This window comes from Halorubrum sp. Atlit-26R (assembly GCF_003666015.1).
In the GTDB taxonomy this organism is placed as follows: domain Archaea; phylum Halobacteriota; class Halobacteria; order Halobacteriales; family Haloferacaceae; genus Halorubrum.
Genome location: NZ_QPLT01000020.1, coordinates 48,889 through 60,529, shown reverse-complemented (window position 1 = coordinate 60,529; position 11,641 = coordinate 48,889). Strand labels below are relative to the sequence as shown.

Sequence of the window (11,641 nt, the reverse complement as noted above, 5' to 3'; positions counted from 1 at the left end):
CCCAGCGTGGAGTCCTATCTCGCTCCACAAACGACAAGTCGATCCACGCGATACCTTCGGTGAGGCGTTCGATTTCGGCCATAAGCACTCTGAAGTCGAACGCCTCATCCTCTAACTTTACGCGACCGAGATGGGCTCGGGCGGGTTCAAACCTCAGTCGCTCCCGTTCGCTCGCTCCACTCGCTCACCTCCCGCTCCCTGCTTCGAACCCACCCTCAAATACGCACGTTGCTGTCGCTCACGAGGTTGCTCGCGACAGCAACAGTGGGCTCGGGCGGGTTCGAACCGCCGATCTCAGCCTTGTAAAGGCCGCGTCATAACCAGCTAGACCACGAGCCCTCACCCGTCTGAACCCGCCGAGAGCGGAAAACGATTTCCTTCCGCGACGCGAACCCCGACCGTGAACCGTCGCCTCGTCGGGGTCGCGGCCGCGCTCGCGCTCGTCGCCCTCCTCGGAGCCGCCGTCGCCGCGACGAACCCGGCCCTCCTCATCACCGGCTACGACACCGCCACGGTCGAGGCCGTCGACGGCGAGACGGGCGAGACGCTCGCGACCGTCGAGGTCCGGGTCGCCGACGGCTTCCTGAAGCAGTACGTCGGGCTCTCCGCGACCGAAGAGCTCGACGACGGGGAGGGAATGCTGTTCGTCCACGGCGAGAGCGCCGAGCGCGCCTACGTGATGCGCGACATGGCGTTCCCCATCGACATCGTCTTCGCGGACGCGAACGGGACGGTCACCCGGATCCACGAGGCGGAACCGGAGTCGCGACCGTTCACGCGCTACGAGGGAACCGGGCGGTACGTCCTCGAAGCCCCGCGGGGGTGGAGCGAGCGCCACGGCGTCGAGCCGGGCGACCGGCTGGTGATAGAGGGCCTCGACGAGGAGTGACCCGCCGACGAAACCGCTTTGGGCCTCGCAGGCGTCGGCCCGACCATGACCGGACTCCCCGGCCGGGTCGCGTGGAACCTCCGCCACCGCTGGCGGCGGGTGTTCGCCCTCTGCGTCGTCGGCGCCGGCGTCGCTGCCCCCCTCCTTACCGGCGTCTGGTGGTGGCTCCCGCTCGTGTGGTTCTTCGGGCTCGTCATCCTCCTCCCCGTCCTCCACACCCTGACGAAACCGGTCCCGGACGGCGAGCCCGACGACGGCGCGGACGCCACCGGCGACCCCGCGCTCGACGCCCTCCGCGAGCGCTACGCGCGCGGCGAGATCGACGAGACGGAGTTCGAGCGCAAGCTCGACCGCCTCTTGGAGACCGAAGACGCCGAGACCGTCGACGACCCGGGCGGCGACGTCGCCGACAGGGTACGAGAGGGCGTCCGGCGAGAAGTGGAACGAATCCGGGAGTGAACGCAGAGCCCGTCGGCACCGCCCGACGGGTCGGACCGCGGTACCGACGCGTTACTCTTCCATATCGCGGTTGTGGACCGCTTCGCCGGTGTTCCCGTCGAAGAGGTGGATCGCCTCTTCCGGGATCTCGATGGTGACCTCGTCGCCGACCGAGATCCGCTGGAGGCCGCCCACGGTGGCGATGAACGTCTCGCCCTCGGGAGCGTCCTCGAACCGCAGGTAGACGGTGTTCTCGTCGCCCATCGGCTCGACGACCTCGACGACCGTAGAGAACGCGTGGTCGCCGGCCGCGTCGCCGGCGACGGAGATGTCCTCGGGGCGGACCCCGAGGGTGAGGTCGGTCACGTCGCCGACGTCGTCGAGCGTCGACGCCGATAGCGGGTAGTCGAACACGGCCCCGTCGAGCGTGTCGCCGTCTCGCTTGACGTCGAAGAAGTTCATCGACGGGTCGCCGATGAACCCGGCGACGAACCGGTTCGCCGGCTCGTGGTAACACTCCAGCGGCGTCGCGACCTGCTGGAGCTCGCCGGCGTTGAGGATCGCGATCCGGTCGCCCATCGTCATCGCCTCGGTCTGGTCGTGCGTGACGTACATCGTCGTCACGTCGAGCTCGCTCTGGAGCCGCTGGAGCTCCGTCCGCATCTCCGACCGGAGCTTGGCGTCGAGGTTGCTGAGCGGCTCGTCCATGAGGAACACCTCCGGGTCGCGGACGATCGCTCGCCCGAGCGCCACCCGCTGCTGCTGGCCGCCGGAGAGGTCGGAGGGTTTGCGGTCCAGCAGTTCGGCGATACCCATCGTCTCCGCGGCGTCGGTGACGCGCGTCTCGATCTCCTCGTCGGAGAGCTCCGTCGACTCCTCCAAGCCGAACGCCATGTTCCCCTCGACGGTCATGTGCGGGTACAGCGCGTACGACTGGAACACCATCGCGATGTCGCGGTGTTGCGGTTTCACGTCGTTGACGACGTTCCCGGCGAGCCGAATCTCGCCGCTGGTGACCGTCTCCAGCCCCGCGACCATCCGGAGCGTCGTCGACTTGCCGCAGCCCGAGGGGCCGACGACGACGAGGAACTCGCCGTCGCGCATCTCGATGTCGACGTCGTCGACGGCGACGACCTCGCCGTCGCCGTCGGGGAACACCTTGGTCACGCCGTCGAGTTCGAGCGTCCCCATGCTATCGCCCCCGCGGAACGGCGCGACGGTTTGATAGCGATACCTCCGGTCGGCTGCGTGGTTGCTGTCGAGTCATGGATAGCTGCTGGCGGGCGGCGGCGTTCATGTCGCCACCCCCTCGGCGAACTCCTCGCCGAACGCGATGTACACCGCGAGCGTCGGCAGGGCGGCGATGAACGCGCCCGCCATTCGGAGCGCGAAGTCTTGGCCTTCGAGCGACGTGCCCAGTCCGGCGAGGATCAACACGATCGGCGCCGCCGCGCTGGACTCCGTCTGGACCAACACGAGCGTGAACAGGAGGTCGTTCCAGATCTGCGTGAACTGGTAGATCAGGACCACCGCGAACATCGGTCCCGAAAGCGGGAGCACGATGCGGCGGTAGATCCGGCGGATGGACGCCCCGTCTAACCGCGCGGCCTCGATCATCTCCTCGCTCATGTTCTTGTAGTAGGACCTGAACAGGACGGTACAGATCGGCAGTCCGTACGCCACGTGGGTGACGATCAGCTCGACGACGCCGGCGTAGTCGTCGTTGATCCCGAGCGCCCACACGAATCCCAGCCAGTCCTGGAGCGAGACCATCGACCAGAACTGCGAAAGCGGGACCAGCACGGCCTGATACGGGATGAAGATCCCGGCGACGAACAGCGCGAGCACCGGCGCCTTGTACTTCTGTTTCCAGTCGGACTGCGTGATCCCGTAGGCGGCGAAGCTCCCGAGCAGCGCCGAGATGACCGTCGCCGGGATCGCGTACAGCGCGCTGTTTATCAGTCCCCGTCCGAGCGCGTCGAACGCGGACTGCCACTTCTCGAGGGTGAACGTGCTCCCCGTGGGCGGGGCGAAGGGGAGGGAGCCGGAGACGCCGCTCGACGTCTTGAACGAGGTGACGAGCCCCGACTCGATCGGAATCAGGAAGAACGTCAACATCCCGAGCAGCCCGAGATACAGGAGGACTCGGTACCCGTCGATTCCGGCGAGCGCCCCCGCTGACGCGCCGGTGTCCGTCGCCGATGCCGTGCCGCCGTCGGTTCGTGCGTCGTTGCTCATAGGTTCCCCCGATTGTACTGGTAGTAGAGGTACGGACCGACGATTCCGAGCGTCATCAGGAACAGGGTGATGGCGACCGCCGAGGCGTACGCCCAGTTCAGGTTCGCGTACGCCTCGCGGACCATCTTCGTCGCGAGGATGTCGGCTCCGTTCGGCGGTCGGTACCCGCCGACGAGCGAGTACAGGAAGTCGAACGCCTTCAGCGCGAACACCATGAGGACGACCGAGGCGCTGATCGTCGACCCCTTCAGCTGGGGGATGATCACGCGCCAGTACATCCTGACCGTCGAGGCGCCGTCCACCTTCGCCGCCTCGTAGTGTTCGTTCGGAATGGCCCGCAGGCCCGCGAGGAACACCACCATCGCGTACCCCGCGAACTGCCACATCAGCGCGAACATGACCGCCCAGAGGACGATGTCGGGGTTCCCGATCCAGTCGACCCGGCCGAAGCCGAGCGACGTGATGACGATGTTGATGACCCCGTTGTTGAAGTTGAACATCCACGCCCAGAACTGGGCGGTGACGACGAACGAGAGGCTCATCGGCAGCAGGTAGATCGTCCTGAACGTGTTCTCGAACCGGATGTTCCGGTCGATCAGGATCGCCAGCCCGAGCCCGAGCGCCAGCGTCACCAGGGTGAACCCGACGAGCAGGATGAAGGTGTTGATCGCGGCGTCGATGAACCCGCTGTCCGCCAACGCGCGGCCGTACATCTCGAGGTCCAAGTCGCCGTAGTCCGGGGTCCCGAAGCCGGTGAAATCCGTCAGCGATATCAGGAGGTTCCAGATGATCGCGCCGTAGACGAAGAGACCCACCAGCAGGAACGGCGGCAGCCAGAACTGCGACGACTCGACGAAGTCGCTGCCGAAGCGTTCGTTCAGCGCCGAGATCGGGCTGAATCCGGAGCGCTGCCCGTCCTCGGCGACGCCGCCGTCGGGAAGCGCGTCGCCACTATCGTCGCCGGTGTCAGTGTTCTGTGTCATATGGTTTGTCGTGTGCCGAAACCGCCCAAATCCGGTCGCATCGTGGACCGGAGTCAGTTAGAGACCGCGTCGACGAAGCCTTCCGTCGCGGCGTCGACGTTGTACGGTCCGGAGAACTCGCTGGAGATCACGTCGTTCAGCGTCGTCATGGTCCCCGAGGGGACGCCCAGCCCGTGCTGGAGGTTCGGCGGCCGCTGGTCGGCGTTCGCGAAGTCTTCCTGCGTCTCCTGAAGGTACGGCCCGAACTGACTCATGTCGACGTCGGTTCGGGTCGGGATCGAGCCCTTATACTGGTTGAACGCGACCTGCGCGGCCTCGCTCCCGACGAAGGCCATGAACTGCTCCGTCGCGTCCGGACTCGGGTTGTCCGAGGGGTAGAGGAACGAGTCGAAGTGGAGCATGTACATGCCCTCCGAGCCGGGGTACGTCTTGAAGCCCCAGTCCTCGTCGTAGTCGAAGTCCTCGGCGTTCCGGTAGGCGCCGGCCGCCCAGTTCCCCTGGTGGATGAACGCCGCGTTGCCCTCGATGATGTTCTGGTTGGACTCCGTGAGCCCGATCGAGGAGGCGTCCTCGTTGATGTAGTTCCCGAGGATCTCGGCGAGCGACTCGAAGGTCGCGCGGACGGCCGCCTCGTCCGGGCTCCCGTCGATGAAGCTCATGTACGCGTCGTACCCTTCCTGCCCGAGCATCGTCGAGGCGAACAGCTGGGTCGTCGTCCAGGTACCGCTCGCGCCGTGCGTCATCGGGATCGCGTCGGTCTCGCTCTGGACCGTTTCCAGCGCGTCGATCAGCGCCGACACGCTCGTCAGCGAGTCGGGGTCGACCCCCGCCTCCTCGACGACCGACGTGTTGTAGAACAGGCAGTTCAGGCGGTGCGAACCGAGCGGGACGCCGCGGTACGCGCCGTTGTACTGGTGGAGGTCGACCGCTTCCTGGACCATCACGTCCTCGAAGCCCTCGGACTCCCAGACGCCGCCGACCTCGCCCAGCACGCCCTCGTAGCGCTGGAGGTTCGGGCCGGGCCAGTTCGCGAAGGAGCTCGGCGGGTCGCCGTTCTGGAGCCGGTTCGCGACGACCGCGTCGAGGTTCTGGTTCCCGCCCCCGCCGATCGGGTTGAACTCGTGTTCGATGTCGGGATACTCCTCCTCGAAGGCCGCGACCAGCGCCTCCGCGGCGCGCGCGCCGTCGCCGCCGGTCCACGCGTGGAGGACCTCCAGCGTGTTTCCGCCGTCGCCGCCGTCGCCGCCGTCGGACCCGTCACCGCCGTCGCTTCCGTCACCGCCGTCGCCGCCGTCGCTACCGCCGGAACAGCCGGCGAGTCCTGTGAGCGTCGCTGCCCCAGTCGCGCCGACGAAGTGGCGCCGCGATAACCGCGAGTCTTGGTCTGTCATGGTACTTCACGATGGTCAATGGACGTTTGGCATATATACTTACTCATTACTCCAGAACAATTTCTGAAATACTCATTCACCCGTCACTACCCGGTGGTATTCCGAGTTCTTTACGCCCGGACGACCGGAACGGACCGACGGGCATACTACGGTCCGGCGGATGAGCGTACCCATGCGCCCCTCGATCGCCGCCGTCACGTACCCGATCGCCGGCGACGCCCGGGAGCGGCCCCTCCTCGCCGTCTGGCTGCTGTTCGCGCTGTCCGTCGTCGTCCCGGTCCTCCCGGCGCTGCCGGTCGTCGGCTACCTCGTCCGCGTCCTGACCGCCAGCGAACGCGGCGACTCGATCCCGGCGTTCCTCTCGGACGGGCGGACGCTCGTCCGCCGGTCGCTGGGCGGGACGGCCGTCTGCTTGGTCTTCCTCGGCGTTCCGTTCGCGGCCCTCCTCGTGACGCTCTACGGCGTCGTCGGCCTCGAACCCGGCTCGAACCCGCCGGTCGGTCGCATCCTCGCCGGCTCGACGGCCGTCCTCTTCCTCGGCATCGCCGGCACGTACCTCGCCCCGATATCGCTGACGACCTACGGCCGCGAGGGGTCGCTCCGCCGGGCGTTCTCGCCGGCGGCCCTCCGACCGGTCGCCGGCCACGCCGCCTACTTCTTCGGGTGGACGCTCGGGTTCACCGCGCTCGTCGTCACGGTCGGCGTCGGCGGCGCGCTGTTCACCCTGTCGCGTCTCGGGCCGCTGGCCGGCACGTTCGTCCTCGCGTACGGCCTCCTCGTGGCCGCGTACCTCTGGGGCCGCGCCGTCGAGCGCGCGAAGCGGCGGTAGGACGCCCGCCCCGGCGCCGCGACCGACCGATTCTTGAGCGCCCGGACCCGACCCACACGGCATGGACGGACCGCTGTGGATAGACACGCACGCGCCCGACCTCGACGAGATCCGGCAGGACGAGGCCCGCGACCGCCTGCGCCGGGCCGTCGACGAGCCGATGAACCTCGTCGTCCAGGGGCCGCCGGGGGTCGGGAAGACCGCGGCGGCCCGGGCGCTCGCCGACGCGTCGCACGCCGACCCGGACGCCGACCTGATCGAGATCAACGTCGCCGACTTCTTCGGCCGGACGAAAAAGGAGATCCGGACCGACCCGCGGTTCGAGGGCTTCCTCGCCGGGCGGAGTTCGATGGCGAAACGCGACATGATAAACCGCGTGCTGAAGGAGTCGGCGTCGTACGCGCCGATGTCCGGCGAGTACAAGACGGTCCTGTTGGACAACGCGGAGGCGATCCGCGAGGACTTCCAGCAGGCGCTGCGCCGCGTGATGGAGAAGCACCACCGGACCACCCAGTTCGTGATCGCGACCCGCCAGCCCTCGAAGCTCATCGCGCCGATCCGGTCGCGCTGCTTCCCGGTCCGCGTGCGCTCGCCGACGACCGACGAGACGATCGACGTCCTCGAAACGATCTGCGGCCGCGAGGGCGTCGACTACGACGGCGACGGGCTGGAGTTCGTCGCCAGCGCGGCCGGCGGCGACCTCCGCGAGGCGATCCTCTCGGCGCAGGCGACCGCGGTCGAGGGCGGCGAGATCACCATGTCGACCGCCTACGAGACGCTCGGGGAGGTGGGCGACGACGACGCGCTCCGCGACGCGCTCGCCGACGCGCGCAGCGGCGACCTGAAGGACGCCCGCTCGACGCTCGACGACCTCCTCGACGAGGGGTACGACGGGGGGGAGCTGCTCCGCGAGACGCTCCGCGTCGCCCGCGCCGGCTCCGAGTACGGCGGCGACGACCTCGCGCGGCTCCACGCGCTCGCGGGCGAGGCCGACCTCGACATGTCCGACGGGCTCGACGACACGACCCACCTCGTCCACCTGCTCGCGGCGTGGGCGGCGGGCCGGACCGAGCTCTCGCCCGAGCTGCGGGACGCGGAGGTGGCGCCGTGAGCCGCGCGCCGCCGCTCTCGCGGCTCCTCCCGTTCCCGGTGGTCGACGCCGCGTGGGACCTCGCGCTCGTCCCGGCGCTCGCGGGCGCCGTCGCGCTGCCGTTCGTCCCGCCGGTCGGCGCCGCGCTCGTCGCGCTCGCCGTCGGGGTCCTCTGGTTCCACCGCGACCCCGAGCGCGAGCCGCCGACGGGCGACGAGGCGGTCGTCTCACCGGCCGACGGCACCGTCTCCGTGGTGCGCGAGGAGGGCTCGCGGCTCCGCGTCGGCGTGTTCATGAACGTCACCGACGTCCACGTCAACCGCGCGCCGCTCGCGGGCGAGGTCCGCGAGGTCCGCCACCGCCCCGGCGCCAACCGCCCGGCGTTCGACAAGGAGTCGGACCGCAACGAGCAGGTCGCGATCGACTGCGGCGAGTACGAGCTGCTCGTCATCGCGGGCTGGTTCGCCCGCCGGATCCACCCGTCGGTCGAGGCCGGCGACCGCGTCGAGCGCGGCGACCGCGTCGGCCACGTCTCGTTCGGCTCCCGCGCCGACGTGGTGTTGCCCGCGGACGTGGGCCGCGACGACCTGCTCGTCGCCGAGGGGGACAGCGTGCGCGCGGGCGAGACGATCATCGCGGAGCGGCCGGACGCGGCCGACCCCGCGGCGTGACCGTCGGACGCCGAACAACCGGGCTGTCACGCGAGACGCCCGTGTTCGGGCGTACACTTTTGTTTCGCGGCGGTGATGCTTCTCGCGCATGTCAGACGACACCATCCACGAGTCGAGGCGGTCGCGGAGCCGACAGGAGTTAGCCACGTACCTTCGGCGGATCGCCCGAGCGCTCGGACGGGGGGAGCCGGTGCCGGTCGACGAGGGGGGAACGGTGACCGTAGAGCCCGCCGCGACTGGCGACGTCGAGGTCGAGCTGGAGCGCGCGGACGGGACGGTGCACTTCGAGGTCGAGATGGAGTGGCCCGACGAGGCGGCCGCGATCGACGACGACGCGGCCGCGAGCAAGGCGACGTTCGAGCTGTTCCGCGACAGCGCGGACGAGTACCGCTGGCGGCTCCGCCACGACAACGGCAACATCGTCGCCGACGGCGGCGAGGGGTACGCCGACAAGCGCGACGCCCGCTCGGGGATCGAGAGCGTCCAGCGGAACGCGCCGGGCGCGTACGTCGTCGACGTCTCGCGCGACGAGGAGCCGCCCGAGGAGGGCGGCAGCGACGCCACGTTCGAGCTGTTCCGCGACAACGCGGACGAGTACCGCTGGCGGCTCCGCCACGAGAACGGGAACATCATCTCCGACTCCGGGCAGGGGTACGCCTCCAAGCAGAAGGCGAAACAGGGGCTCGAGAGCGTCAAGTCGAACGCGCCGGGCGCGACCGTCGAGGAGCCGGACGAGTAGCTCTCGACTTCGTCTCGGTTCGATCACGCCCGCGCCGCGCCCGCGGACCGCACCGCTTATTCGCCGGCCCTCACTACCTCGGGCCGACATGGACGCGCTCGACGCCAAGTACCCGTTCTTCGCGAGCGCCCGCGAGGCGGTCGCCGAGGCCGCGGTGTCGCTGCCGGAGCTCGTCGCGGCCGACGCCCCGGCCGTCGAGCGCGCCCGCGAACGCGTCGAGCGCGCCCTCCTCGAGGGGACCGTCGCCGCCGAGAGCGGCGAGTTCCCCGGCGAGTCGGCGTCCGACGCGCAGGCGGAGCTGCTCTCGTACCCCATCGCGCGGATCCTCGTCTCCCTGCTCGACTCCGACCCCGCAATCGAGAAGTACGCCGCCGCGGAGGCGGCGACCGCCATGGAGCGGGTCCGCCGCGACCTCGAGACCGACGACGAGCTGCGGTCGGTGTCGTCCGCGACCGTCGGGCTCGACGACCTGCTCGCGGAGTTCGACCTCGCTGACGCCGTGCGCCCCGACGCGACCGCGCCGGCTGGCGTCCGCGGCGGCGCGGGAGGCGGGACGGGCGGCGGGGCCGGGGACGGCGCGACCGGAGGCGGAACGGCCGGGAGCGGCGCCCGCCGCGACCCGGACCACTACCGGATCGACGTCGGCCCGTACCTCCGGCTCACCTCCCCCGAGTGGGGGGACTCGTGGCGGCTCGTCAACCGCGCGCTCGCCGACGGCGCGGTGCGCGTCTCTCGCGAGGAACTGCTCTCGGCGCTTGAGGCCGCCGTCGAGGCCCGGGTCGCCGAGGGGCTCCCCTTCGAGCTGGGCGCCGACGAGGAGATCGCCGCGGCGCTGGAGTCGCGCGTCGCCGACCTCCGGCGGCTGCTCTCCGAGCGGACGTACGCCGAGCCGCCGGACGTCGTCGCTCCCGAGCTGTTCCCGCCCTGTATGACGAACCTGATCGAGAAGGCCGAGCGCGACGCCGCGCTCTCCGCGGCCGAGTCGTTCGCGCTGATGGCGTTCCTCGTCGGCATCGGCATGACGCCCGACGAGGTCGTCGCCTTCTGCGCGGACACGAGCCTCGACGCCGAGGGGATCCGCTACCAGACGGAGTACCTGACCGACGACCGGGGGACCCAGTACCCCCCGCCGACCTGCGAGACGCTCGCGAACTACGGGATCTGCCACAACGAGGACGACCACATGCAGGTCGCGGCTGACCCCCTCTCGTACTACGAGAAGCGGGTGGCCGCCGCCGACGACGTGACCGACTGGCGGGACGGACGCGAGGCTGACGGGTCGGAGGAGGACTGAGGGGGCGGAGGAGGACTGAGGGGACGGAGCAAGACTGAGGGACGGAGGAGGACTGACGGAGCGGACGAAGCGTGAACGCCGCGCGCCGAACGCGGAAGACAATTTAAGAGAGCGGCGACGGCCCGGGCGGGCTACGACTCGTCTTTCGCGCGCATCAGGTACGTCCCGACGCCGGCCATCAGGAGGACGAACCCGGCCAACAGCGCGATGAGCGCGATCGCTCCCGCCTCCGGGAGGACCGTCGACCCGCCGAAGGTGACCCCGATGGCGATCAGCCCGACGATGAACACCGCGGCCGCCGCCAGCGAGACCGCGATCTGCCGACGGAGCTCCGCGTCGATTTCCATGAGTGCGGCTTCCCGTCGCCGCTAAAAAAGGACTTCGATGGGCGTCCCGCCCGCGGGGCGCTCACGTCGCGAGGTGCGTGATGTCCCGCCGCAGGGTGTACCCCCGCGGCACGCCGACGATCTTCAGACACTCCTCGCACAGCACCCGCTCGTAGTCGCGGTTGGTCTCCTTCTCCAGCAGGGAGACGTCCGCGAGCGGGAACACCGACTCGCACCGGTCGCACTCCGCCTTGTCGCCGTCGACGATCTTCATCGACTCTCCGTTCCCGAGATCGGTATATAAAATCGCGGACGACGTTATCACTCCGGATACTGGCGCGTCGCGAAAAATCGGTGATCGGTCGACGCGGTCGGCGTCGGGGAGTCGCGCGCCGGCTCAGCCGAAGAGCTCGCCGAGCCCTTCGCCGCCGTCGCCCTCTTCCTCGTCGTCGTCGGCCGCCTCGTCGGCGGCCTCGGCCTCGTCGTCGTCATCGTCGTCGTCGTCCGCCTCGTCGGCGGACGCGTCGGCGTCCGCGGAGCCGCCCGCGGACGCGCCGGCGGCCGGGGCCGCGGCGGCCGTCTCGATGGCCTCCTCGATGTCGACGTCCTCCAGCGCGGCGACGAGCGCCTTGACGCGGGACTCCTCGACGTCGACGCCGGCGGCTTCCAGCACGCCGGTGACGTTGTCTTCGTTGATCTCTTCGCCAGTCTCGTTCAGGATGAGCGCAGCGTAAACGTATTCCATTGGTGTGT

The 11,641-nt window shown here is 69.5% G+C and carries 14 protein-coding genes and 1 tRNA gene; 7 read left to right on the top strand and 8 right to left on the bottom strand.

All coding sequences use genetic code 11. The features are described from left to right. Window positions 1-265: 265 nt before the first annotated feature. A tRNA-Val gene (locus tag DVK07_RS17110) sits at window positions 266-339 on the bottom strand. Window positions 340-400: 61 nt separating this feature from the next. Here DVK07_RS17110 and DVK07_RS17105 point away from each other — a divergent pair. After that, on the top strand, window positions 401-889 hold the full coding sequence (locus DVK07_RS17105) for a DUF192 domain-containing protein (protein ID WP_121598156.1): 489 nt from the start codon (window positions 401-403) through the stop codon (window positions 887-889). Window positions 890-934: 45 nt separating this feature from the next. Next, window positions 935-1,348, top strand: coding sequence for an SHOCT domain-containing protein (locus DVK07_RS17100; protein ID WP_121598155.1), 414 nt, complete (start codon window positions 935-937; stop codon window positions 1,346-1,348). Window positions 1,349-1,399: 51 nt separating this feature from the next. Here DVK07_RS17100 and DVK07_RS17095 read toward each other — a convergent pair whose 3' ends face one another. The 4 genes from DVK07_RS17095 to DVK07_RS17080 all read right to left on the bottom strand — a co-directional run bounded on the left by DVK07_RS17095 (window position 1,400) and on the right by DVK07_RS17080 (window position 5,939). Next, window positions 1,400-2,518, bottom strand: a complete 1,119-nt coding sequence (locus tag DVK07_RS17095; protein ID WP_121598154.1) for an ABC transporter ATP-binding protein — start codon at window positions 2,516-2,518, stop codon at window positions 1,400-1,402. Window positions 2,519-2,620: 102 nt separating this feature from the next. After that, window positions 2,621-3,565 carry a carbohydrate ABC transporter permease gene (locus DVK07_RS17090; RefSeq protein ID WP_017343714.1) on the bottom strand — a complete coding sequence of 315 codons (945 nt, stop codon included), beginning with the start codon at window positions 3,563-3,565 and terminating at the stop codon, window positions 2,621-2,623. After that, the gene (locus DVK07_RS17085; RefSeq protein WP_121598153.1) at window positions 3,562-4,548 is read right to left on the bottom strand and encodes a carbohydrate ABC transporter permease; all 987 of its coding nucleotides are present in this window, start codon (window positions 4,546-4,548) and stop codon (window positions 3,562-3,564) included. Before DVK07_RS17085 ends, DVK07_RS17090 begins: the two co-directional genes overlap by 4 nt. Window positions 4,549-4,601: 53 nt before the next feature. Further along, entirely contained in the window at window positions 4,602-5,939 is a 1,338-nt protein-coding gene (locus DVK07_RS17080) for an ABC transporter substrate-binding protein (protein ID WP_121598152.1), read from the bottom strand. Window positions 5,940-6,111: 172 nt separating this feature from the next. Between DVK07_RS17080 and DVK07_RS17075 the strand changes: the two genes are divergently transcribed. From DVK07_RS17075 to DVK07_RS17055, 5 genes are all read left to right on the top strand, one after another. Continuing rightward, a complete protein-coding gene (locus DVK07_RS17075; protein ID WP_121598151.1) occupies window positions 6,112-6,768 on the top strand; it encodes a DUF4013 domain-containing protein in 657 nt (218 codons plus the stop codon). A gap of 61 nt (window positions 6,769-6,829) precedes the next feature. Beyond that, window positions 6,830-7,879 carry an AAA family ATPase gene (locus DVK07_RS17070; RefSeq protein WP_121598150.1) on the top strand — a complete coding sequence of 350 codons (1,050 nt, stop codon included), beginning with the start codon at window positions 6,830-6,832 and terminating at the stop codon, window positions 7,877-7,879. Beyond that, window positions 7,876-8,529 (top strand): protein sorting system archaetidylserine decarboxylase, encoded by a 654-nt coding sequence (locus DVK07_RS17065; protein WP_121598149.1) that lies wholly within the window; start codon window positions 7,876-7,878, stop codon window positions 8,527-8,529. Before DVK07_RS17070 ends, DVK07_RS17065 begins: the two co-directional genes overlap by 4 nt. Window positions 8,530-8,617: 88 nt before the next feature. Next, a complete protein-coding gene (locus DVK07_RS17060) occupies window positions 8,618-9,268 on the top strand; it encodes an HVO_2922 family protein (protein WP_121598148.1) in 651 nt (216 codons plus the stop codon). An 88-nt stretch (window positions 9,269-9,356) separates the two neighbouring features. Further along, entirely contained in the window at window positions 9,357-10,562 is a 1,206-nt protein-coding gene (locus DVK07_RS17055) for a DNA primase (protein ID WP_121598147.1), read from the top strand. 131 nt (window positions 10,563-10,693) lie between these two features. Here the strand turns inward: DVK07_RS17055 and DVK07_RS17050 are convergent, their stop codons facing one another. From DVK07_RS17050 to rpl12p, 3 genes are all read right to left on the bottom strand, one after another. Beyond that, a complete protein-coding gene (locus DVK07_RS17050) occupies window positions 10,694-10,909 on the bottom strand; it encodes a hypothetical protein (RefSeq protein WP_017343722.1) in 216 nt (71 codons plus the stop codon). 61 nt (window positions 10,910-10,970) lie between these two features. Further along, window positions 10,971-11,162: a hypothetical protein gene (locus DVK07_RS17045; protein ID WP_121598146.1), complete on the bottom strand. Its 192-nt coding sequence runs from the start codon at window positions 11,160-11,162 to the stop codon at window positions 10,971-10,973. A gap of 123 nt (window positions 11,163-11,285) precedes the next feature. Then, a complete protein-coding gene (rpl12p, locus tag DVK07_RS17040) occupies window positions 11,286-11,633 on the bottom strand; it encodes a 50S ribosomal protein P1 (RefSeq protein WP_121598145.1) in 348 nt (115 codons plus the stop codon). Window positions 11,634-11,641 lie beyond the last annotated feature (8 nt).